The sequence below is a fragment of the Enterococcus gilvus ATCC BAA-350 genome (assembly GCF_000407545.1).
Lineage (GTDB): Bacteria > Bacillota > Bacilli > Lactobacillales > Enterococcaceae > Enterococcus_A > Enterococcus_A gilvus.
Genome location: NZ_ASWH01000001.1, coordinates 1,136,047 through 1,158,425 on the forward strand (window position 1 = coordinate 1,136,047; position 22,379 = coordinate 1,158,425).

The window sequence follows — 22,379 nt, forward strand, 5'->3', positions numbered from 1 at the left end:
AACTATGGCACACGAACACACACACGATCATGAACATGATCACGACCACGAACATGAAGTCATCACTTTAGTGGATGATGAAGGAAATGAAACGCTGTATGAAATCTTATTGACGATCGATGGTCAAGAAGAATTTAACCGCAATTATGTATTGCTTTACCCAGCAGGCGCACCTGAAGATGAAGACGTTGAATTGCAAGCTTACGCATACGTTGAAAATGAAGACGGCAGTGAAGGCGAATTGCAACAAATCGAAACAGATGCTGAATGGGATATGATTGAAGAAGTTTTCAATACGTTCATGACAGAAGAAGAATAATAGAGCTAAAATGATGGGAGAAGCCTTGGTAATACAAGGTTTCTCCTTTTGTATTGTTTTACTGAACGTGTTATTGAACGTGTTCTTCTACAAATCAACGTATTCAACAAACTTTTCGGCTGTTGTTTCTTTAGTTTCTTTGCTCAAGTGACCGTACGTGTCCATAGTCATTTTGATTGACGAGTGTCTTAATCGGACTTGGACGGCTTTCATTGATTCGCCTGCATCAAGTAGTATGCTTGCGTGCGTGTGACGAGTAACATGTACGCCGAGAAATGGGATATCAGCATTAGCAGTTATTGTTTTCATCCGTTGGTAGATACCGTGATGAGTAATTTTCTGCTTATAGATACCGCAAAAAATAAGGCTGGGATCAGTTACACCTAGAGAGAGCATATACTTTCTTTGATCGATCTGCCATTTCTTCAAGATTGATAAAGTTTTGTCATCTAATGATACCGAACCGCTACTGCCTGCTGTTTTGGGCTGGGAGACGGTGTAACCGTTCTTTGTCTGGCTAAGCGTCTTATTGATTGTTACTTCTTTCTTATCGAAGTCGATGTCTTTCCAATCCAGTGCTAAAGCTTCACTAACTCGGCATCCGCTGAAAAACAGGAAGCGGAGGAGAACCTTGTTGAAGTCATTATTAAACGTACAAGGTTTGGTGTCTAGGTAACTGAACAAGGTTTTAATCTGTTCTTTACTATAAACCTTTACGGCATCGCTTGTTTGGTTTTTCAACATTCTTTTTGGCATCATCACGTGTTCCAGTGGATTGAATTGAATGAGCCCTAAGTGGACGGCGTACGCAAATATACGTTTAGCTGTAGAATGAAGAACTTTGTATTGATCCGTGTCCTTAGCCCATTGGTTAAGGATTTTTTGAGCTTTTTTGACCGTGACTTTATCAATGAAGAGGTTCCCATAATGTGGGATAATCCACTTTCTAAATTTGATTTCCATTTTGATGAAAGTGACTTCTTTGACGGTTGTTCTGTAGGTGTCTAGCCACAGCTCGTATACATCTAAGAAAGTTTCTTTATTCTGTTTTTTGATAAGACCTTCCTTTTCAAAGTCTAATTGCAATTTAGCGCAAGCTAGTTGGGCTTCTTTCTTTGTCTTGAATCCTCTTCGAGTAGTCTCTATATCTTTCCCTGTGGCTGTGTCTTTTCCAAGGTACACTCGGAATAACCAAACCATTGTTCCATCCTTTTTTGGGTATTGTTGATATGTTGCCATGATAAATATTCCTCCTTGTAATAAGCCACGTAGCCCGCTGAGAGCTCGTAAGCTTTTTATCATCTCCTCTCTTCCAAATATCTTAACCTTATCTTTTTACGCATGATTGCTTTGTCAATTTTATGGATGCTCCGGCATCACTCCTTTCACTGGGAGAAATTCTAACTACTTAAATAGTCTTCAATTAGTCGTAGTGTCCTTTTGATTTCCCCCCTAGTTAAACCTCTTTCTTTAAGCTGGTGGAGAGGCTTTCTCAACTCAATGGGTAAATTTCTAGATAATTCTCTCTCCTGCGTATATCTTGTAAGTATCATTACGAAACAGTCCATGATATGCGGGGCATCTTCGTAACACCATTCATTTTCATTTATTTCTTCAAATAGATTATCTATAATCTCTTGTTTCACTTCTTGTGATGCGGACTCATAAAATTCAAATGAAGTTGCTTCAGCAGAACCGCTATAGAATTTCTTCATGTGCTTATAGGGTTTTGAATCGGTTTTTAGTAGGGAATGGATATAATCGTTGAAATCTCCGTAAAGAATCCAACTTATGCTGGTGCGACCAATGATTGCTATCAGTTCAAGTTTCTCTTTGCTCGGCATTCTTGAGCCGTGCTCCCAATTATTTACTGCTGTTTTACTCGCTCCTCCGATCAACTGACCGAATTTCTCCATTGTGCACCCGAAAGAGTTGCGTATAGACTTAATGCGCATCCCTATTTTTTTAGTGTCATATAGGTCTGTTTGTTTAATCATCGATAAATTCACCTCAGATGAATAATATCACACTATGAATACTTAGTATACACAAAAAAATTTTTTTATATTGACATGATGATATTTTAGTTATTTAATGTATGTGTGCAGCATGATTTTTAGAATGGGTTCTCGGTGGAAGTTCATAAATTCACTGGGTAGGGTGTTTTGAATTTTACTCTATTAAATAAAGTCAATAGACTATTTTAGAGCCTTTTTTATATTTTTAAACTGTTTGTTTTTTTATGGAGATGAGTGTAGAGAAGACCAAAAAATGCACTTGCAAATTAAAAAAAAATGATTTATCATCACTTGTGTTGAATGTTATTTATGTAGACGTATTGGAGGTGATGGACATGAGGCTTGTTGTTAACTTAGATGAAGTTGTGGAAGAGCTGAAAGCGGAACTTAGAGAAATTGTGAAGATACCTGCTGACCAAAGGTACGGGACTTATTTAACTACTAAACAAACTAGGCAGTACTTAGGAGGTATTTCGACTAATACGCTAAACAAACTAAGACAGCAAGGGTTACCACGAGTAACAATTGATGGTTTGTGTCTATATAAGAAGACTGACATTTGTGAGTTTTTAGATGGACATAAGCGTTAATGATTTAGAGTTAGAAATCTATCAATTAAATCATATAGATAAGTAAGATTCTTTTAAGACATATCTACATGATTTAATACACAATGAAAAGGAGAAAACTAATATGAAAAAGATACCTATGATGGTAGACACAGAGAGAATTACTAGCAAACCTACTCCAAAAGAGACTGAGGGAGCCGATGGTATTTGGGGGAGATGCTTACTTAAAGATAATTATCGGGAAGTTAGTAAGGAAGAGTTGTTGGAGATTCTAGGTTCGGGGACATCGTTCATCCCGTGTAAGATAAATGGGTTTATCAATAAAAAGGAGAATCTTCTAGAGACCCATTTGGTCATTCTTGATGTTGATAACACGGAACCTGATGAGAATGGGAAGCCGATACCGCTAAGTAAGGCTGATCCAAGGTATTTGAGTATAGACAAAGCTATAGGAATGCCTATTATCAGGGACGGGGCGTTTGCCGTGCAAAAGAGTATCAGATATTCAAAAGAATCGGAACGATTCAGAATAGTATTTCTTCTGAAAGAACCCATCACTCATTGGAAGGAAAACGAAAAGTTATATAAGTGCTTACAAAAGCAAATACCATATTGTGATGAGGCAGTAAGTTTATCAACAAGGATTTTCTATGGAGGGAAATCTGATAAAGGTGCGGTTATCAGAATAGGGAATGTATTTGACAATAGTTCTCTAAATTTTGATGATATGGTAGAAACTACAGAAGATAAAAAAATCATTTTACCAGATGCTATGAAGGAGAGCACCGCCGATTTTGTCGAGATGATCAAAAGAGGAAACAGCGGTGAAATGAAGGAATGGTTCAGGGGTACACTTTTTGATCCTGTTAATATGACCATTGATGAGATATACAGACAGCTGTTGCAAACTGATATGACGAAGTTACTTAAGACAGAGGGCAATAAGTTTTGTTGCTTATTCCACGATGATGAGCATCCGTCAGGAGCGATTTATAAAGGAAGCGATAATAGTAATTGGTATTATCGTTGCTACAGTGAATCGTGTGGTGTCAAAGCAGATTTCTTAAGTATCATTAAAGGAATACTGGGGCTTAACAGTCGGGTAGAGGCGTTCAATTGGTTCTTAAAAAAAATGGATTTGTATCCAGAGGAATACCGTTCAATTATTGATCAAATTACAGTTGGGTTTGAAACGCTTAAGTCCAATGATGATGGTTTGCATAAAACGATAAGAGGACAGAAGTTATCTGAAATGGAAGAGATTTATACCATTCTCTCATCGAATGTTTACTTTTCAGGCGATAAGGAAGGAAATACCATTAGTATAATGTCGGGAAGTATGCTTGCACAGCATATGGAACGATTGTACGGATACAAAATTGGTCACAACTATGCTGTTGGTAAATGGAATAAATTGTTATCGTTTATGACCTTCTTGGGTATGGTGGAGAAATTAGACGATAATAGTCTGTCGAAGAGTGTTAAGGACTATTTAAAGCAGGTTGCGGAACATACAAAGAAAATAATTGGTGGTAGTCCGCAATTAGCTAAGGAATTTGAGCCAAAGAGGGTTAGCGTTTATCGATTGTGTAAATTAGATTCCTCATTTTTTGAACGCTTGAGGGATGAAATTATTCCAGTATTAGAAAAATTCTATTTTACCTATCAGCATTTTTCATATGCTTGGGTAAAACTTTGTTTTGGCGAGGAGAAAGCAAAACAGGTGTTTCCTCAGAATGACAGAATTACTCTAAGTGATAAAAAAATTGAAATACTAACGAAAGCGAGTATCGTCTTGGAACAATTAGACCCACTAAAGGTCTATGTAATTTCAGAAAAAGAACTGATTAGGGAAGTAGCAAAATTATTACCTAAGTATAGCTCTTCAAGCGTTCAAAGTGTTCTTAAAGAAAATCGTGGCTATTTCGTTAAGCAAGGTTACTATCTTTTTAGAGCAACTAAGGATATAAAAAAGATACTCAATCTGAGGGCATCAAGAAGTTGTATGGTTTATAGTGTCATGTCCCCGAATATTGATGAACCATTCAGAGAGCTCGTATTAGAAGGGACGCTTACACCGATGTACCAAGTAAAAGTGTATGTGCAGAACGGTAAGAAGATATCGGCAAGACGAGAACCAATAAAATTTAATTAGCGAGGAAGCGATGCTTATTTCAGCATCGCTCTTTTCTATTTATCGTACTGGTCAAACGTGTCGTCTACCCATTCTTTAAAATTGTTAAACACCCGTGGTGCTAGTTAATTTTTTCCTAGAGGAAAATGTCTAAACATGTTGGTAAATCAACAAAAAAACGCATATAGTAGTCTCAAAACTCCCAAGAAATGAGGACTACATATGCGTTCATCAAGAAGCTCACCAAAGGTGAACTAGTCGGAATTATAGATAGTTTTCCTAGTCCATTATGTAAACCAGTTAGAAATAGACAAGCAAAACTATTGAATCAAATAGCCAAAGTTGGCTATAACTCAACAAAAAAATCTTATTTTTATGGTCTTAAAATTCATATGATCGTTACTAAGACTGGCTTTCCGATTACTTACTCAATCACGAATCCAGGTGTCCATGACGTGAAAGTGTTAGAGACTTTATCGGAAGAAGCGAATCTTCCCAATATCCTAGGGGACAAAGGATATATTAGCCATAAAATCCATGAAAAGCTTGCCCTTAAGGGCATTACTATATCCGTTCCGCCACGTAAAAACATGGATAAATCAGAAAAACTAGACCACAGCTTACTTGGAAAACAAAGAAAAACAGTTGAGACTGTTTTTTCTTCCTTAGAAAAATTAGGTTGTCAAAATTTCAACTCACGTTCTGTTAAAGGGCTAGAGAGTAGATTTGAAAGCATATTACTGGCTTACAGTGTTCTATTAAGTCGAGCACAACGACGTTTTGAAGGAACTTTGAGATATTCTTTAGGATATTAAAATTAACTAGCACCACGGGTGATTTATAGTATACTATGTCAAAAGGAGGAGTTAGATGAACAATCAAATCACACTAGCGTATTTAGATTATGATGATCTAGATGCTTTACAAGTTGTAAGTGTTGTCAGTTTTTATGAATCGTTTATCGATGGCGCAGATCCACTTGATATGCAAGGATATTTACAGACACAATTGACAACTGAAATATTGGCAGTAGAATTGGCACAGTCAACCAGTAAATTTATTGGTATTAAGGATCATCAAATACTCATTGGTTATATGAAAGTCAATGATGAAAAAGATGCTATAGAGATTCAACGGATCTATCTGCTCAAAGATTATCAAAACAAAGGGTTAGGGCAACGGTTACTCGATGAAGCGAATCGTTATGCTAAAACGAAACAAAAACGTTATTTACGTTTGACTGTTTATGAAAAAAATCATGCAGGTATTCGTTTTTATGAACGTCATGGATTTAAAAAAATCGGGATCAAACATTTTCCTTTAGGAAAACAAGATCGTATTTGTCCGATTTTAGAAAAAGAAATCTAAAAAAACGTCCTCACTTTTGATGCTGAGGACGTTTTTTTAGACTGGTAATGGAACCATAATTCGCTCTCCTTTTTGATAAATCGCTAATTCCGTCACACCTTTTGCTTTTAACAGAGCAAAAAGATCATCGAAATGGAAACGGAAATGTTCAAGGTAATGCCCATCTGATCCAACACTAAACAAGGTACCACCACGTGAAAGATATAAATCGATGACATATTCATATAACGCTAAATTGTCATACAAGTAAGCGCTCTTAGCATTTAATTCGAATGCCAATTTATTTTTGATTACTTGATCTAGAATCGGTAAAAACTGCGCTTCATATTGTTTAAATTCAGCAACGGATAGACCAAATACCCGAAAACCATAGTCAAAATGAGCAAAGACATCTGCTTCTATAACAACTAGTGCTTCTGAAAGTTGTGCAAAATACTGAGGAATCACAATAGCAGGATCCATATCTTTGACTTCGTCATCTAAATAATCAAATTGACCATTATGATGCACACTGAGTAATTTTAAATCGTAATCTTTATCGGCTAAATAGTCGATGATCCGATCCTTTTCAGAAGCGATGTAACCGATTTCGATGCCTTTTAAAACACGATTGCCAAAACGCTTATTTAAGCTATCGATTGTTTGACTGTACATTTCATAATCGGGGATATCATCGACTTTAGTAACAGGATTGGCTAAGTCAAAATGTTCAGTTGTCACGACGTAACCATCGTAGTTTGTTAAATAGTCCTCATTTCTTGGGAGTTTTGAGACTACTATATGCGTTTTTTTGTTGATTTACCAACATGTTTAGACATTTTCCTCTAGGAAAAAATTAACTAGCACCACGGGTTGTCAAACATATTTGTGTATTGTTTTTGCTCCGCCTCTTGTCTCTTTAAAAGCTTTAGGAAATCAAGAGCCTTATGCTGATTTTCCTTCGATAATGAGCGGTACAGGGATACATATTCTTTTTCTGTGTCGGACGTATCACCATCAATAAAATAGCTTAGAGGGACTCCTAGAGCTTCTGAGAGTGCCTGCAATACTTCCAGAGACGGCTCCGCCTTTTGTGTCTCGTATCGAGCTATTGCCTGCTGTGACGTGTGTACGATTTTAGCAAGTTCTTTCTGTGTTAGACCGAGTTCTTTTCTTTTCTGTTTAATCAATCTTGAATACTGTTTCATAAGAAACTTCTCCTCTCCCACCTAAGATTACAAGATTTTCGAGTATTTCGACATACTTAGAAAGTGAGTACTCTTTAAATGAGTTGAAATACTCGTTTATAGTGTATATAATCTTTTGTAGGAGGTATCTAAAATGAAAAAGGAAGGACGTTTAGCAGATTATAGAAAGCGGGCTGGTTTAACCCAAGTTCAGCTAGCAAAGCAATTAGGTGTGTCACAACAGACATTGAGCTCATACGAGCGTGCAGTGACCACTCCTAAGCCGTATCAGATGCAACGGCTTGAGGAAATACTAGGAATAAGCAAAGAGATACTATTTCATGATGAGTTTCATAAAGAGGGAGGAAACAAAAATGTATTGTAGTAAGTGCGGAGAACAGATTGAGGAAAGTAGTAAGTTCTGTCCATTTTGTGGAGCACCACAGGAGCGTAATGCTACGAGTGGTGGAGAACTTATTAAGCAAGGAGCTGAGGAGACTCTAAAGGACGTTAAAAACCAAATTGATCAGAAAAAACAAACGGGTCAGCTTTACTTGATTGTAGGATGGGTGTCTATGGTTGTTTCGTTGCTATTCATCCCCGTATTGTTTGGAGCCATTGCTGTAATTATGGGGTATTTGTATAGGGACAAGGATGAAAAGATGGGAACCATTCTCATGATTGCAGGGATAGCAGGTGGCATCCTAGGAGTACTAATAGGGATGTCAACCGGATATTAAGAAGGGGGAGAGCTGAGTGAAGGCAAAGAATGGAAAGACTAATAATAAAATTTTGATAGTGGTGATTGTTGCTGTCGTGGGTATTATCGCATTTGTAGTGTTTGGCAACAGCTCAACTGATTTAGAGGAAGCGTCTAAGCCAATTATTGACCAGATTTTACAAGAACAATATGATTTAAATCGCTCTTGTGAGGATGTAACAATCACAGAGGACAATGGGGACAACCGCTATGTTGGAAAAGCGGAGCTTGATAACGGTGCCGTCATCAATGTAAATATTGAGTACTATCCGAAAAAAGATAAGATATACGTTCAAATTCCTTACAGTGAAGTGTTATTATTAAATTAATATATTTATACGGAGGAGCAAATGAATAGAAATAAAGTTAGGTTAAAATTTTTCTTTGTGACCTTAGTTTTGTTGGTTCTATCTGGGTGTGCTTCGGAAAGTGCCAAAGAAAAGCAGTATGTACAAAACATGATAGAAATAATAGAAGAGGTAGATTCTGAAATGAAAGAGCTATCAAAATCTATTACGACTACAGGCGAAGTGGAAGCAGACGACTTTAGCAAAATGATTAAACAAAAACAAAAAGAAGTGAGAGAAGCGGAGGTACCTAATGGGTTACCTAAATCAGTCAAGGACTGTGAAGATAACTTATATGATGGTATGGAGCAAATCAGCACAGCAATAATGAATAATGATCCCGGTTCAGTGGAAACAGGGCAATTTAATCTTACTGTTTCAAAAATTATTTATGAAGGATTTTTGAATGGTAGCATCACTAAAGAAAGCGATGATGGAAAGACAGAAACTGAACGTTCTAAGGAGTGGGAGGATGCACTCGTAAAATCACGAAAGAAGACTGTTAACAGGAAGGACTATTATGGAGAATGGGAATCTGATAAAGATTCAGATACTTACATTAATTTATCTATCTCTAAGAAATATGTAGAAGATATAAATAATGGAACTAAAACAAGGTATACTTTTGATAAAGTGCGAACCATCAAACTTAATGTTAAGCAAATGAGAGTATTGTTCGGTGATGAAAATATTTCGGACGGGACAATGATGATTATGATAGGTGAAAAGGACAAAGATGAATTGAGTATTGCAGGTCATTACTACGACGGGGATGGCAAGAAACAGAATCTTTTATCTAACTTAGTTAAGGTTGAGGAGAGCGTTACAGAATCGACTTCGTATGATCGTTCAAGTGAAGTACGTGAAGAAACAGAATCGACTCAGAATAAGTCTAATCCAATGCCGATGCCTCGTGATCCAGCGGAATTAGCTGGTACAGGGACACCTAAAGGCTACCATGAATTCAATGCTGACCAGCAGAAGGCAATTGGCAAGGCGGTAGATGCTGTAACGAACAATGTAGGTGTAGATAGGACAATGTATAACTACACTGTGGAACCAGATGTATTAAGCGGTACAATATACGTAGGACGCTTTGATGGGACGGAGTTAATGGATGTTATCACATTAGATGATAAGTTGCTTGATTATAAAGGTATCCTCGATGCGAAGATGTTTTCTCAGCTGAAAAACCAGACAATAGAACAGTTTGTTAATGATTATAGCTTAGGCTCTGCCAATTGTACGCTTGGAGAGAAAGATGGTAGAGTAGTGATTTACTTTACCATGGAAGAAAAACATCGAACAGACGGTGATGAAAAGAAGATTCAGCAGTATATTGAGCTCACTAGAAGAGTAAGCAATGATGTAAATAGCCGTGTAAGAGCAGGGGTTCCTGTCAGCTTGCAAGAACCATTTGAGAGCGATTATTCAGTGACGTTTGTTGATGGACGACCCACGTCTGCAACAAAAGCCTATCAGTCAGTTATTGACAAAATGAATTTTTAAAACTGTGGGGTATCTCATTAATAAGGAGAGTGTATGCAACTGTAGAAATAAGATGAACCGTACCCCCTGGTTTTTTACTCATAGTCAATAGAGAAGCCTACATGTAGTATATGCTACTGTAGGCTTATTTTTTTTGTGGATTTAAATCCGCCTAAATAAAAAGATATCTGAAACGACGGTGCGGGCAATTGAGCAAGTAGTTGCTACATCAGTAAGTAGAGGTTGTTTCAGATGTTAAAAGTATAAAATACTTTTATGACGTTTTTTTATAATATTTGTTACTACCTAGTATGGAAAAGTATAAATGAAATGACCTGCATTTGTTTCATATAAGAAATAGCTGTTGGGACAGGACATAGAAAAAAGGAGCCGAAACAACGGCTCCTCAATGATATTCTCAGCGGGCATTTACATAGCTTATATTTTATTAATGAACGTGATTTTGAACGTGTTCTATTTTACCTAAATGATTCTATTTGAGGTGAAACATGCTTTTCTTAAAAAAAATGATACGTGTTGATATTAGATAATATTCGTTGAAAACTGCTTCGCATTCATGACAGAAGAAGAAGAATAAGTTTAATACTAGGAGAAACCTTGATACAAAAGGTTTCTCTTTTTTTGAGCAAAAAACGAGGACGGCTCAATCGCCCATAAATTTGAGAACAATCCGGTCAGTAATGTAAAGTCTTTGTATAGGTTACGTAAAGTTTGAGTTGCTTTGAGGGATGCCTTATCTAGATGGTGTAAAATGAAAGTAGGGAAGAAACCTTCCTAAAAATATTGCTAGGCTAACAGAAAAGGATGTGTGTGTAATGAGAAATAATCACAAAAGCACAAAGTTAATCCATTTGATGTTAACAATGATGAGAAATAGCAAGAAACCGCCAGATGGATGGATAAAGGTTCCTACTAACCGAGCCAGTCGGGGGAAGGAAGCGTGATCCATCATCTCGTAGCTATACGTAAAATAGCTTTTATCGTGCTTCGAACGTTCAGAGTTCCTTTTTTAAAAGGGACTCTTTTTTTATGGAAAAATTCGAACGCTGCTTTTTTAGTTCACCAATCTAGGTATCTTCTTTTTTAGGGAATCGGGCTCATGCTTTTTGAATCGAAGGGGAACCGAGGAATGGGTATACCTATTCAAAATTTTTGTCAGTAATGAGATAGTTGTGTAAAATGAATGGCATCATTATTTACGGTCACAGTGAGGAGAAATTATGGAGAAAAAACTTTCGTTTAAGCAATATATTTATATAGGGTCAATGCTTTTTGGGCTTTTCTTTGGTGCCGGTAATTTAATTTTCCCGGTCAACATGGGGCAATCAGCGGGGAGCAATATCTTCTTAGCTAATCTCGGCTTTTTAGTTACAGGAATTGGGTTGCCATTTTTAGGGATCATAGCGATCGGGCTTTCTCAAAGTGAGGGCGTACTAGATTTGGCTTCAAAGGTTGGCAGGAACTATGCATTTATTTTTACTTTTCTGATTTACTTAGTGATCGGGCCCTTTTTCGCCTTGCCCCGCTTGGCGACGACATCCTTTGAAATTGGGATCGCTCCGTTTGTTTCAAACGATCATCTCGGAATTGGCTTGGCGCTGTTCAGCGTATTGTTTTTTGTAATAACCTGGTTGTTCTCTCGCAAGCCATCAAAAATATTAGATTATGTCGGTAAATTCTTGAATCCAATATTTCTTATTCTACTCGGCGGGTTGCTTTTTCTAGGATTTCTTCATCCGTTAGGTGCCATTGAAACGGCACCTGTCCAACCAGCGTATCAAACGGCGACTTTCTTAAAGGGATTTACCGAAGGGTACAATACGCTAGATGCTTTGGCTTCTTTAGCATTCGGAATCATCATCGTTACTACGATACGATCTATGGGGGTGACAAAGCCGAATCAGATCGCTAAAGGAACGATCAAATCGGGTGCGATCAGTATCGTATTAATGGGAATCATCTATACACTGCTATCCTACTTAGGAGCCATGAGCTTAGGAAAATTTGCTATAAGTGAAAACGGCGGGATCGCATTAGCACAGATCGCCAATCATTATCTCGGTACGGTGGGGAGTATTTTACTCGCAGCGATTGTTATCTTAGCCTGTTTAAAAACATCCATTGGGCTTGTAACAGCTTTTTCGGAGACCTTTGTCAAACTGTTTCCTAAGTTCAGTTATCGCTTTTTTATTGTTCTTGCCAGTGTTCTTCCTTGCCTTTTTGCCAATGTTGGTCTAACAAAAATAATCGAGATTTCTCTGCCTGTTTTGATGTTCATTTATCCCTTGGCCATGACGCTGATCCTGCTTGCTATTTTGAGCCCATTATTCAAAGATAGAAAACCTGTGTATCAGGCAACAACAGCTTTAACAGCTATCGCAGCGATTTTTGATGCCTTAGCAGCGAGTCCGCCAGCCATTTCAACGAATCCGATCGTTGTGTCTATTCTTAAGTTTGTCAGTCACTATTTACCCTTCTTTACGATAGGTATGGGGTGGGTGCTGCCAGCCTTTGTCGGCTTTCTAATTGGGGGAATGTACGCTCTGATCAAGGAGAGAAAACTAGCGGAGTAATCTTCAAGATAAAAGAATCAAAAACAAAGAAGCCTTCTTATGTATGGAAGGCTTTTTTTGATCATCGGTTACTTTTTGGATAAGGTCATCAAGAGCATCGAGCCGAAGGTAACGATAAAAAAGGAGGGGAGGATCAAATAAATAAACGTAGCAAAAGTTAATTCTCCTTTTGCGATATAGCTGCTTAGCGATGCAAGAAAGCATACAATTCCGATAGCGACAGCATCATGGATAGTTTTTTTCATAAGCATCCTCACTTTCTTTGATTTTCACGAGTGACTATTCTTGGAGGTGTTTTTTTCCCCCTTCAAGTTTAAACGAAGGAATCGTTAAAACTATTTTTTTGTCTTAAAAGGTCAAAAAAGACTCTTGAGCGAAAACGACAATTTGAATAAAAAGCGGAATAATGAGCAAAATATCAAACTATTTTTTTGAGAATCAATCAAAATAAGCGGACGAACAAATCATTTGTCAACGTTTCTAGAGAGGCGTACCATTATTTTGTAAACGTTATCAAATTGAAGGCGGGGATTTTGATGGAAAAGATTTATCAAGCAAGCACAGCAGAGGGTGCAATTGATTTTATTAATATGAATGATTTAGAAGAAGGGGCTAAAGAAGTCATTCCTAAAGGCGGCTACGGGTATATCAGCAGTGGTGCAGGGGATGTCTTTACTTATCAAGAAAATGAAAAGGCATTCAATCATAAGCTGATTATTCCTCACGTACTACGAGATGTTGAGTTACCAGATACGCGAGTAACCTTTGAAGGCGAAGAGCTGACGGCACCAATCATTATGGCGCCGGTCGCTGCCCACGGGTTAGCCAATGTGGCAGCTGAGCGGGCGTCCGCGAAGGGGGTCGCTAGATTCGGGACGATTTATACCGCGAGCTCGTACGCTTCTTGTACATTAGAAGAAATACGTGAGGCTGGCGGGGCAAAGGCACCTCAATGGTTTCAGTTCTATATGAGTAAAGATGATGGGATCAACCGCGATATCATCGATATGGCGAAACGTAACGGCGCAAAAGCCATCGTGTTGACCGCGGATGCGACAGTAGGAGGCAATCGTGAAACCGATCGTCGAAACGGATTTACATTTCCGTTAGCCATGCCGATCGTTCAAGCCTATCAATCAGGGATCGGTCAAACAATGGATGCCGTTTATGGCTCTTCGAAACAAAAATTAAGTCCAAAAGATGTTGAATTTATCGCAGGTTATTCAGACCTGCCGGTATACGTTAAAGGCGTCCAGTCAGAAGAAGACGTAGAACGCGCTCTTGGCTCCGGTGCTTCAGGTATCTGGGTATCGAATCACGGTGGGCGCCAACTAGATGGCGGTCCGGCTTCCTTTGATTCCCTGCAATATGTGGCGGAGGCCGTAGCAGGCAGAGCACCCATCGTTTTTGACAGCGGGGTTCGTCGCGGGCAGCATGTTTTTAAAGCTCTTTCTTCTGGAGCGGATCTGGTTGCTATTGGCCGTCCGGCAATCTATGGCTTGGCATTGGGCGGAACAACAGGCGTTCAGCAGGTCTTCGATTTCTTCAAAAAAGAACTGGAAATGGTCATGCAGCTAGCAGGAACACAAACGGTTGAAGACATTAAAGGCATTGTTTTAAGAGAAAATCGCTAATTGTAAAACGTATTATTCTTTACTTTCTATTTTGTGGATGCTATCTTTTTATTAACCGAACACGAGGAGGAAAAGAAATGACTGCTTCAATGAAATTGCGTAAAAACTTTTTGAATAACTAATAAACGATGAATTCAAAAGTCTAGGTACGGCAATTTCAAGGGATCAGTGTATACTTTTCTAAAAAGAACGAAAGAGGCCTAGTCTGAGACTGGGCCCTTTTTTGTACACTTTTTCCTTTTCCTAGCGAAAAGGAGAAGAAAACGAATGGAACATTTATCTGTAAAATTAACAAAAATAGAACACCGTTTTGGTGCCAAAAAAATTTTTTCAATTGACTCATTATCCGCCTATGAGGGAGATCGTATCGGGATCATCGGAGCAAACGGTCAAGGGAAATCGACTCTTTTAAAACTGATCAAAGGGGAGATGAATCCAGATAGCGGCAAGGTCCAGAGAGAAATCGACTTTAATTTCTTTACTCAAATCGAAGAAATAAATGAATGGACCAATTTCGAAGAGATTGACTGGGAATTGGTAGCCCGACTCTTTGTCCCTAAGAATCCTGCCAGTACGTTGAGTGGCGGGGAGGAAAATAAATACCGTCTGGCGCAAACGCTCTCCAGTTACAAACCGGGCTTGCTTCTGGACGAACCCACAACACACCTTGATCGCAAAAGTATACAGACGTTGATTGAAGAGCTGCGTTATTACTACGGAACGCTGTTGTTCGTTAGCCATGACCGTCATTTTTTAAATCAACTGGCGACGAAAATTTGGGAGATAGATGCTGGCGAGGTTAAGGAATACGTTGGAAATTACGAAGATTACTGTAAGCAGAAAGAATTAAAAAATCTCGTGAATCAAAGAGAAGCGGCACAATATATAAAGGAAAAGAAACGTTTGGAATCAGCAGTCAGTAAAAAGAAGGAGCAAGCAGAAAGAAGCACCAAGGTTTCAACGAAAAAGAGTCAGCAGAACATCCGACCAGATCGCTTGTCCTCGTCGAAACAGAAAGATACGGTTCAAAAAAATTTACAAAAGTCCGTGACCGCGATGGAAAGCCGCTTAGCCCAATTGGAAAAAGTCGAGAGGTTTGAGAAACGACGAGAGATCGTGTTTCCACATTCAAAAATACAAGCCGTTCATAATAAATTTCCAATCCGAGGAGAAGCATTTCAACTAGAGCGGGGTGGAAAATTGCTGATTGAATCCTGTGATTTTCAATTTCCTCTGGGGAAGCCAATTACGATTGTTGGAGAAAACGGCAGTGGAAAAACGTCACTGCTTCAAAGTATCCTGAATAATGAAGAGGGAATCGTAGTATCGCCGAAAGTTTTGTTTGCCACCTACCATCAAATGTCCTATAAAATGGTGGACAGTCAGTCACTTTTAGAATTTTCAATGAAGCATACAAGCTATAAGGAAGCTCTCGTTCGCAGTATTTTGCATAATCTGGGTTTTTCTCAATTGGAGATGACTAAGCCGATCAAAGACTTGAGTGGCGGTGAAGCTACGCGGCTTCAAATCGCGTTGTTATTTGTGAAGCCGTCCAATGTACTAATTCTAGACGAACCTACAAATTTTATTGATTTGACCACAGTGGAAGCCCTCGAACGCTTGCTTTTGTCCTATCAAGGGACAGTGATAGTTACTTCCCACGATCCCTATTTTGTAGAAAAAGTTGCTGATGAAATTTTTGAAATAAGTGATTTTAAACTTAAAAATACTCAGTTTTAAATGATGATAGTTATTTAAATGGGTGTGCTATGACACTTATTCCTCTGATTAATCTGTATTATAAGCTGTTTTTCATGAGCAGTTTTCTATCAATCTCTGTTTTTTATATGCTATAACAAAATGAGTGAGTAGAATTTATCAGCAAATGAATGGAGACGAGAACAATGAAAAAAGGATTTGTGGGTTTAGCACTTGTGGTGGCAGGACTGCTTTTTACTGCTTGCGGGAATGGGCAAGGTCAAACAAGTGAAGATACTAGTTGGAAAAAGGTAGAAGAGAAAAAGGAACTGACAGTCGCAACATCAGGCACACTTTTTCCATCTTCGTATTACAACGAGGACAATCAGTTGATTGGCTATGACGTAGACGTGGCGAAAGCAGTCGCTAAAAAATTAGATTTGAAAATTAATTTTAAGGAATACAACGTGGATGGTCAGGTAACCGCAGTCAATCGTGGAGAAGCAGATTTTGCTGCGAATGATTTTGGAATGTCAAAAGAACGCAGCAAGAAATTTGCCTTATCGTCACCAATCAAACATTCCTTTGACAGCATGATCGTTCGGAAAAGCGATGATTCCGGCATTCATTCCTTAGAGGATTTGAAGGGGAAAAAAGCAGCAGGAGAACCGAACACAAGCTATATGAAGATTGCTGAGAAGTATGGAGCGAAAGCTGTTACGTATGACAATGCCACCAACGATCAGTATTTAACGGACGTGGCGAATGGTCGGACCGATGTGATCTTAAATGACTACTATTTGCAGAAAATGTCTGTCGCAGCGTTGCCTGATATTCCGGTGAAAATTTTGGAAGATGTCTATTTTAATGCAAACGAGACCGGCTTCTTATTCGATAAGAAAAACGAAGCACTAAAATCAAAAATTGATATGGCGCTTCAAGAGTTGAAAGAAGAGGGCACGCTGAAGAAACTATCAGAACAATATTTCGGAACGGACGTTTCGGTGAAGCCTAAACAAGAAGTCACTGAGAAAGTGTCAGCGGACTAATGTACATCCCTACGATCGATATCCCTTTGATGATCGAATCCGTCCCCTTTCTACTGAGTGGATTGGGGTATACATTAGGGATCAGTCTGGCGGCGTTCTTCTTCGGAAATCTTTTGGGAATTTTATTAACTATTTTAGGCTTCGTTCCATGGCTGCCGATCAAACTGTTCGTGCGATTTTATTTATCCTTTTTACGGGGCACCCCTGCACTGGTTCTGTTGTTTTTACTCTATTTTGGCTTACCCTATCAATTAAATGCAGTGGTCGCAGCAGTTATTTGCTTTAGTTTGACCAGTAGTGCGTTTATTGGAGAAATCTATCGTGGATCAATTGCGGGTGTCAATGGTGGTCAGTGGGATGCAGCCTACGCTTTAGGCAATCGATTCTTCCCCACCATGCGTTACATTATCTTGCCTCAAGCGGTTCGTATTTCGATCCCAGCGTTGGGCAACGTCGCAATGGACCTGCTTAAAGGAACATCGCTAGCGGCAATGATCACCGTGCCCGATATCTTTCAAAAAGCAAAAATCATTGGTGGACGAACATTTGACTATTTATCAATGTATATTTTAGTTGCATTGATCTATTGGCTGCTGTGTATAGGGATCGGCCACCTGCAGTATCGATTAGAGAAGTATTTTCAGCAAAAATATGTATAAGAAATGTTGGAATGGATGAGAGTCTGGATTTTCGTGTCATGTGAAGAAATCATTCCGGCGATCAGAGGCTTCAAAAAGAAAAAAATAGAAAATGATCTATATAGCACGAGGGCTGGGTCTGATAGAAAGGAAGGAACTCTTTTCTATCAGGCTTTTTTCTTTTCGAGGGTTCTATCGAGTCTGTTGCTAGTATTATGAAAAAAAATTTGTGATAATAAATAAAAAAGTTATTGAGGTGTTAGGGATGAAAGATGGTCTTTACTGGGCAGAAAAATTACGCAGAAAAGAAATCAGTTTTCAAGAGTTGTTACATTTGTTTGAAGAAAAAGCTCGTAAACAAAATTCACTGTTGAATGCATTTGTCACCGTGATGGATCAAGAAGCATTAACGGAATATCAGCAGCAAGAAGAGGTCTTAACGCGCCCCTTTGCCGGATTGCCGATTCCGTTAAAAATGCTGGGACAGGAAAAAAAAGGCTGGCTGAGTACGTCAGGATCAAAATTGTTGATGGCACATCGCGCCAGCAGTGATAGTTATTATACGAACAAGCTACTCGCAAACGGTCTTATTCCATTTGCACAGACGAATACGCCTGAATTTGGGTTTAAAAACATTACAGATGCGAAAATGTATGGACCGGCTAGAAATCCATGGAACCTTGATTATTACTCCGGCGGATCGAGCGGCGGCGCGGCCAGTGCTGTAGCTGCAGGCATCGTCCCTATTGCAGGTGCTAGCGATGGCGGGGGCTCGATTCGAATACCGGCTTCTTTTAGTGGGTTGATTGGACTCAAGCCCACACGGGGAGTGATGCCCGTTGGCCCGAGTGGGTGGCGTGGTTGGCAGGGAGCAGCGATCGACTTCGCCTTAACGGTTTCGATGCGTGATACGGAAAAGCTGTTTTATGGGATGCGAGATATCTCCAGTGCGGCTCCTTATCAAGCACCTGCCTCTGCTTGGCAACACCATAAAGCCGCCCAAAAAGAGCAGCTGAAGATCGCAGTCATTATTGATTCGCCGATTGATTCAACGGTTTCCCCAGAAGCCGCCAGCGCAGTAGAAAAAGCGCATGATTTTCTTTTAAAGCAAGGACATCAAGTCGAGATCATCAATTATCCGGTGGATGGGAAGGAATTGATCGCTAGCTATTATTTGATGAATGGCGCGGAAACGGCAGCGATGTTCTCTGGAATTGAGCAGGGATTGCGCCGCCCAGTGGAGAAGAACGACATGGAGTTGATGACTTGGGGAATCTATCAATATGGGAAGAAAATCCCTGCCAGTCATTATATTCGCGCGTTGAACTTTTGGGATGATGCGGCGTTTAAGATGGAGCAGCTTTTTACAGAATATGACCTCCTCTTGACCCCGACGGCTGCAACGACGGCGCCTAAAATAGACGAGGATTTACAAAGCGATGAAATTCGAGATGCATTAGAAGCTGCCGCCAGTCTTTCGGAAAATGAGCTGCATCATGTCATTGATCGCATGTTTGAACGAAGCCTGGAGATCACCCCCTACACGCAATTAGCCAATCTCACAGGGCAACCCGCAATTAGCTTGCCCACCTACTTGACGCAAAAAGGACTTCCTTTGGGTATTCAATTCACTGCTGCACGGGGAAGAGAAGACTTGCTTCTGCAAATCGGACGATTATTTGAGACAGAATACGGCTTCAAATTACCTGAATATTATCAAGCGAACAAGTAACGCTGATCCTTGATTCGAACCGCCAAAATTGGTTACCAATTTTGACGGTTCTTTTGGTACACTTAAACTAGTTATTGAAAACGTTTAACAGGAGGATAGAAATGATTTTATTGAAAGCAAGAAAAGTAATTACTGGTGACGGTGAAACGGTGATCGAGAAGGGCGGTGTAGTTTTTTCAGAGGGTACAATAGTGGCTGTAGGAGAAGCACAAAGACTAGCTTCTGAGTACCCTCAGGCAGAGGTTTGCGAGTATAGCGACGGCACGATCTTACCAGGCCTGATGGATGCGCACATTCATTTAGGCTATTATTGGACGCAGCCGGATCTGCATCGCTACAATGACTTTATGATCGCCTACTATGCACAGAAACAAGCAGAAATGTGTTTAGCCAAAGGAGTAACGACGATTCGAGATTGCTGCGGGCCGCAATTTCTATTAGAGACTTTGCGCTTAGCTGCTGAAAAAGGCTACGTCAAGGCACCACGCATTTTGCATACGGATCGGGGAATCTGTATCACCGGAGGCCATGGACACGAGGACGGTATCGAAGAAGTAGACGGTGTGGAAAATATCCGCCATACGATCCGACGTCAAAAGAAGGATGGCGCTGATTGGATCAAGCTGTTAACAACCAATCGTGATGACATTTGTGAGTTTACTCAGGAAGAATTAACGGCGGGTGTAGAAGAGGCTCACCGACTCGGTATGAAATGTGTTGTCCATTCAGGAACACAGCCAGGAATCCAAATGTGTATTGACGCAGGCTTTGATACGATCGAACATGGCAATTTCTTAACAGTCGAGCAAGCGAAACAAATGATTCAACAGCAACAATCATGGACGCCTACGATGTTCGCCTATCATTTCTTGGCAGAGTACAATCAAAAGGTCCAAGAAACAGGGATCAATCATTCAAATCAGTCGACTGAAACCTACTCCCATCATTTATATTTCTTTGAGCGTTCTGTTGAAGCGTATTCGAAAAATTTCAAAGCGATTTATGACGAGGGGCTAACGATTTTAGCGGGTACAGATATGGTCATGTTGGAAGCGCCGAGTGTGCCGATCGTGGAGGAGCTTGAGTTGATGGTCCGCTATGGTCTGACCCCCGTCCAAGCAATCCAAACAGCCACCCAAAATCCGGCAAAAGTCTTTGATTTGGCTGACACCACTGGCGAATTAAAGGCCGGCTTACAGGCGGATATTTTGGTGGTAGAAGGAGACGTTACAGCAGACATTGAAGCGTTAAGAAATGTCCAGCGTGTGTATCTATCAGGAGCAGAGATGTAAAAATACCCCCTATCAGCAAAGGCGTGCCTCTCAAAAGATTCGATCAGGCATCGGTACTCAAGGAGGAACACTTTTCTGATTGGGGATCACGCTTGGTAACTTAAATCATTTTTTTTGCTTTTTCCGTATTCGCAAAGTGCAGCTTCACATACTTGCGTAGTAGATCAATACCGCCTTTTTGCAATAACTTGGCCGCCAATTCGTCAGACGGTTTGCCAGCGCCAGAAGGGACCTTCATGCCAAGCTCTTGTGAAGCCTGGTCTAGTTCGTCAAGAAAGCTCGCCCGGCTGATGATAGACGCGGCTGCGACAGCCAGGTGGTATTGTTCTCCTTTAGTCACGAAATAAATTTTTTGTTCGACCCTCTTAGCTTCTTTTTTTACATAGTTCATGTAATTTGCTTCGGGAGTGAATTGATCAATCAAGATAGCATCAGGTTTTGTGGGTGCGATGTCCTCTAATAATAATCGGATCGCTTGATTATGCAACGCGACCTTCATGCGTACAGCATTGTATTTTGGCTGGATATCGTTATATTTCTCAGGCGTGACTACCAGCAGGCGAAAGGGGATCATCTCTTTGATCGCCGTTGCCATTTTTCTGATTTGGTCATCTGTCAGCATTTTTGAATCTTTTACGCCTAATGTTTTTAGTGCGTCCAAGTGTTCTTTGTCTGCATAAGCAGCACAGACACATAAGGGCCCAAAATAGCTGCCATTTCCAACTTCATCGCTGCCAAGAACGGCAAGGGAAGCAAAATCGCTAGGCAGACGACTGCTTTTTTTAGCGGAAGCAGGCGCCGTTTTTCCCCAACGAGCCGCTTCTTGTTCCGCGTTGTTCCCTTGGAAGAGGACCTTTCCAGAGGTATAGGCAGTGATGCTCACACCATTTTTTTTGGCAGAAAATTCGCTATACGGCACTTTTTTAAGTAATAGGTAATCGGCATAGTAGTTTTTTAGCTTTTGAATCTCGGGTTTAGTTAATTTTAATACAGCAGAACTCATAATTTTTTCTCTTTTCTTTAAGTTAATTCGCTTTTAATTGATGAAAGTTGTACATATGAAAGGTTTTAGCATATAATATGTTAGTGTTTTTGTTACTGGACTATTAAAAAAATCGTTTTAGGAAGGTTGATCGATATGGCGCAAAATCGCTATAAGGCAATCGTTGCCGGTCAGACTTATACTATCATTGGACAGGAAACCAAGCAACATATGGATATGGTTACAGCCTTAGTCAATGAGCAGTTAAATGAGATCATGTCGTTATCACCTGAGATCACGCAAGAGAAAGCCGCGATGTTGTTGGCGATTAATGCAGTCTCAGATCAATTAAAGAAGCAAGAAGCCTTAATGCAGTTAGAAAAGCAGCGTTATACGCTTGAAGGGCAAGCCGCCCATAATCTCGAATTAGAGAATCGTATCAAGAAAATCGAAGCAATCGAAGCCGAAGCAAAGGAAATCATGCGGAAGAACGGAAAAGAAAACGTTCCGATCCGAAATCACGTAGAAGCGCAACAAATCGTTAATGAGAACCGTAAACGTGAGATTCAAAAAAGAGCGGCAAATAAATAA

General features: G+C 39.8%; 22 protein-coding genes and 1 pseudogene. 17 read left to right on the forward strand and 6 right to left on the reverse strand.

Annotated features, from left to right (window positions below):
• The first annotated feature begins 4 nt into the window (after positions 1-4).
• Positions 5-319 (forward strand): DUF1292 domain-containing protein, encoded by a 315-nt coding sequence (locus I592_RS05690; protein WP_010781172.1) that lies wholly within the window; start codon positions 5-7, stop codon positions 317-319.
• Between the two features lie 87 nt (positions 320-406).
• Here the strand turns inward: I592_RS05690 and I592_RS05695 are convergent, their stop codons facing one another.
• Together I592_RS05695 and I592_RS20695 are read right to left on the reverse strand one after the other, a co-directional pair.
• Entirely contained in the window at positions 407-1,558 is a 1,152-nt protein-coding gene (locus tag I592_RS05695) for a site-specific integrase (protein WP_010781171.1), read from the reverse strand.
• 161 nt (positions 1,559-1,719) lie between these two features.
• Positions 1,720-2,316, reverse strand: coding sequence for a helix-turn-helix domain-containing protein (locus I592_RS20695; protein ID WP_010781170.1), 597 nt, complete (start codon positions 2,314-2,316; stop codon positions 1,720-1,722).
• Positions 2,317-2,561: 245 nt separating this feature from the next.
• On the opposite strand from I592_RS20695, the gene I592_RS05705 reads away from it, so the two are divergent.
• The 4 genes and pseudogenes from I592_RS05705 to I592_RS05720 all read left to right on the forward strand — a co-directional run bounded on the left by I592_RS05705 (position 2,562) and on the right by I592_RS05720 (position 6,408).
• Positions 2,562-2,927 (forward strand): helix-turn-helix domain-containing protein, encoded by a 366-nt coding sequence (locus I592_RS05705; RefSeq protein WP_244265158.1) that lies wholly within the window; start codon positions 2,562-2,564, stop codon positions 2,925-2,927.
• 103 nt (positions 2,928-3,030) lie between these two features.
• Entirely contained in the window at positions 3,031-5,061 is a 2,031-nt protein-coding gene (locus tag I592_RS05710; protein WP_010781168.1) for a hypothetical protein, read from the forward strand.
• Positions 5,062-5,261: 200 nt separating this feature from the next.
• Positions 5,262-5,855 (forward strand): annotated as a pseudogene (locus tag I592_RS05715) (IS982-like element ISEfm1 family transposase); the annotation flags it as partial.
• 55 nt (positions 5,856-5,910) lie between these two features.
• Positions 5,911-6,408: a GNAT family N-acetyltransferase gene (locus tag I592_RS05720; RefSeq protein ID WP_002316138.1), complete on the forward strand. Its 498-nt coding sequence runs from the start codon at positions 5,911-5,913 to the stop codon at positions 6,406-6,408.
• Positions 6,409-6,444: 36 nt separating this feature from the next.
• Here I592_RS05720 and I592_RS05725 read toward each other — a convergent pair whose 3' ends face one another.
• Together I592_RS05725 and I592_RS05730 are read right to left on the reverse strand one after the other, a co-directional pair.
• Positions 6,445-7,128 carry a PHP domain-containing protein gene (locus tag I592_RS05725; protein WP_010781166.1) on the reverse strand — a complete coding sequence of 228 codons (684 nt, stop codon included), beginning with the start codon at positions 7,126-7,128 and terminating at the stop codon, positions 6,445-6,447.
• 119 nt (positions 7,129-7,247) lie between these two features.
• Positions 7,248-7,595: a helix-turn-helix domain-containing protein gene (locus I592_RS05730; protein ID WP_010781165.1), complete on the reverse strand. Its 348-nt coding sequence runs from the start codon at positions 7,593-7,595 to the stop codon at positions 7,248-7,250.
• A 133-nt stretch (positions 7,596-7,728) separates the two neighbouring features.
• Here I592_RS05730 and I592_RS05735 point away from each other — a divergent pair, with 133 nt between their 5' ends.
• From I592_RS05735 to brnQ, 5 genes are all read left to right on the forward strand, one after another.
• On the forward strand, positions 7,729-7,959 hold the full coding sequence (locus I592_RS05735) for a helix-turn-helix transcriptional regulator (RefSeq protein WP_010781164.1): 231 nt from the start codon (positions 7,729-7,731) through the stop codon (positions 7,957-7,959).
• Entirely contained in the window at positions 7,949-8,314 is a 366-nt protein-coding gene (locus I592_RS05740; protein ID WP_010781163.1) for a zinc ribbon domain-containing protein, read from the forward strand. The genes I592_RS05735 and I592_RS05740 overlap by 11 nt, the downstream gene beginning before the upstream one ends.
• A gap of 16 nt (positions 8,315-8,330) precedes the next feature.
• The gene (locus I592_RS05745) at positions 8,331-8,663 is read left to right on the forward strand and encodes a hypothetical protein (protein ID WP_010781162.1); all 333 of its coding nucleotides are present in this window, start codon (positions 8,331-8,333) and stop codon (positions 8,661-8,663) included.
• Between the two features lie 21 nt (positions 8,664-8,684).
• Positions 8,685-10,190: a hypothetical protein gene (locus tag I592_RS05750; RefSeq protein WP_010781161.1), complete on the forward strand. Its 1,506-nt coding sequence runs from the start codon at positions 8,685-8,687 to the stop codon at positions 10,188-10,190.
• A gap of 1,220 nt (positions 10,191-11,410) precedes the next feature.
• Positions 11,411-12,763, forward strand: coding sequence for a branched-chain amino acid transport system II carrier protein (gene brnQ / locus I592_RS05755; protein ID WP_010781160.1), 1,353 nt, complete (start codon positions 11,411-11,413; stop codon positions 12,761-12,763).
• A gap of 68 nt (positions 12,764-12,831) precedes the next feature.
• On the opposite strand, the gene I592_RS21375 is transcribed toward brnQ, so the two are convergent.
• Complete coding sequence (locus I592_RS21375; RefSeq protein WP_010781159.1) at positions 12,832-13,008, reverse strand: hypothetical protein; 177 nt, start codon at positions 13,006-13,008, stop codon at positions 12,832-12,834.
• Positions 13,009-13,299: 291 nt separating this feature from the next.
• On the opposite strand from I592_RS21375, the gene I592_RS05760 reads away from it, so the two are divergent.
• From I592_RS05760 to I592_RS05785, 6 genes are all read left to right on the forward strand, one after another.
• Complete coding sequence (locus I592_RS05760; protein ID WP_010781158.1) at positions 13,300-14,397, forward strand: alpha-hydroxy-acid oxidizing protein; 1,098 nt, start codon at positions 13,300-13,302, stop codon at positions 14,395-14,397.
• A gap of 267 nt (positions 14,398-14,664) precedes the next feature.
• Positions 14,665-16,137, forward strand: coding sequence for a ribosomal protection-like ABC-F family protein (abc-f, locus tag I592_RS05765; RefSeq protein ID WP_010781157.1), 1,473 nt, complete (start codon positions 14,665-14,667; stop codon positions 16,135-16,137).
• A 164-nt stretch (positions 16,138-16,301) separates the two neighbouring features.
• Positions 16,302-17,144 (forward strand): transporter substrate-binding domain-containing protein, encoded by an 843-nt coding sequence (locus I592_RS05770; RefSeq protein ID WP_010781156.1) that lies wholly within the window; start codon positions 16,302-16,304, stop codon positions 17,142-17,144.
• Positions 17,144-17,803: an amino acid ABC transporter permease gene (locus I592_RS05775; protein ID WP_010781155.1), complete on the forward strand. Its 660-nt coding sequence runs from the start codon at positions 17,144-17,146 to the stop codon at positions 17,801-17,803. The genes I592_RS05770 and I592_RS05775 overlap by 1 nt, the downstream gene beginning before the upstream one ends.
• A gap of 244 nt (positions 17,804-18,047) precedes the next feature.
• Complete coding sequence (locus I592_RS05780; protein ID WP_010781154.1) at positions 18,048-19,514, forward strand: amidase; 1,467 nt, start codon at positions 18,048-18,050, stop codon at positions 19,512-19,514.
• 101 nt (positions 19,515-19,615) lie between these two features.
• Positions 19,616-20,806: an amidohydrolase family protein gene (locus I592_RS05785; protein WP_010781153.1), complete on the forward strand. Its 1,191-nt coding sequence runs from the start codon at positions 19,616-19,618 to the stop codon at positions 20,804-20,806.
• Positions 20,807-20,906: 100 nt separating this feature from the next.
• Here I592_RS05785 and rnhC read toward each other — a convergent pair whose 3' ends face one another.
• Positions 20,907-21,809: a ribonuclease HIII gene (rnhC, locus tag I592_RS05790; RefSeq protein ID WP_010781152.1), complete on the reverse strand. Its 903-nt coding sequence runs from the start codon at positions 21,807-21,809 to the stop codon at positions 20,907-20,909.
• A 135-nt stretch (positions 21,810-21,944) separates the two neighbouring features.
• On the opposite strand from rnhC, the gene zapA reads away from it, so the two are divergent.
• Entirely contained in the window at positions 21,945-22,379 is a 435-nt protein-coding gene (zapA, locus tag I592_RS05795) for a cell division protein ZapA (protein WP_010781151.1), read from the forward strand.

Bases quoted from the DNA above. Each gene is read 5' to 3' on its own strand.
- I592_RS05690 (WP_010781172.1), top strand. From the start codon at position 5: ATGGCACACGAACACACACACGATCATGAACATGATCACGACCACGAA.
- I592_RS05695 (WP_010781171.1), bottom strand. From the start codon at position 1,558: ATGGCAACATATCAACAATACCCAAAAAAGGATGGAACAATGGTTTGG.
- I592_RS20695 (WP_010781170.1), bottom strand. From the start codon at position 2,316: ATGATTAAACAAACAGACCTATATGACACTAAAAAAATAGGGATGCGC.
- I592_RS05705 (WP_244265158.1), top strand. From the start codon at position 2,562: ATGGAGATGAGTGTAGAGAAGACCAAAAAATGCACTTGCAAATTAAAA.
- I592_RS05710 (WP_010781168.1), top strand. From the start codon at position 3,031: ATGAAAAAGATACCTATGATGGTAGACACAGAGAGAATTACTAGCAAA.
- I592_RS05720 (WP_002316138.1), top strand. From the start codon at position 5,911: ATGAACAATCAAATCACACTAGCGTATTTAGATTATGATGATCTAGAT.
- I592_RS05730 (WP_010781165.1), bottom strand. From the start codon at position 7,595: ATGAAACAGTATTCAAGATTGATTAAACAGAAAAGAAAAGAACTCGGT.
- I592_RS05735 (WP_010781164.1), top strand. From the start codon at position 7,729: ATGAAAAAGGAAGGACGTTTAGCAGATTATAGAAAGCGGGCTGGTTTA.
- I592_RS05740 (WP_010781163.1), top strand. From the start codon at position 7,949: ATGTATTGTAGTAAGTGCGGAGAACAGATTGAGGAAAGTAGTAAGTTC.
- I592_RS05750 (WP_010781161.1), top strand. From the start codon at position 8,685: ATGAATAGAAATAAAGTTAGGTTAAAATTTTTCTTTGTGACCTTAGTT.
- brnQ (WP_010781160.1), top strand. From the start codon at position 11,411: ATGGAGAAAAAACTTTCGTTTAAGCAATATATTTATATAGGGTCAATG.
- I592_RS21375 (WP_010781159.1), bottom strand. From the start codon at position 13,008: ATGAAAAAAACTATCCATGATGCTGTCGCTATCGGAATTGTATGCTTT.
- I592_RS05760 (WP_010781158.1), top strand. From the start codon at position 13,300: ATGGAAAAGATTTATCAAGCAAGCACAGCAGAGGGTGCAATTGATTTT.
- abc-f (WP_010781157.1), top strand. From the start codon at position 14,665: ATGGAACATTTATCTGTAAAATTAACAAAAATAGAACACCGTTTTGGT.
- I592_RS05770 (WP_010781156.1), top strand. From the start codon at position 16,302: ATGAAAAAAGGATTTGTGGGTTTAGCACTTGTGGTGGCAGGACTGCTT.
- I592_RS05775 (WP_010781155.1), top strand. From the start codon at position 17,144: ATGTACATCCCTACGATCGATATCCCTTTGATGATCGAATCCGTCCCC.
- I592_RS05780 (WP_010781154.1), top strand. From the start codon at position 18,048: ATGAAAGATGGTCTTTACTGGGCAGAAAAATTACGCAGAAAAGAAATC.
- I592_RS05785 (WP_010781153.1), top strand. From the start codon at position 19,616: ATGATTTTATTGAAAGCAAGAAAAGTAATTACTGGTGACGGTGAAACG.
- rnhC (WP_010781152.1), bottom strand. From the start codon at position 21,809: ATGAGTTCTGCTGTATTAAAATTAACTAAACCCGAGATTCAAAAGCTA.
- zapA (WP_010781151.1), top strand. From the start codon at position 21,945: ATGGCGCAAAATCGCTATAAGGCAATCGTTGCCGGTCAGACTTATACT.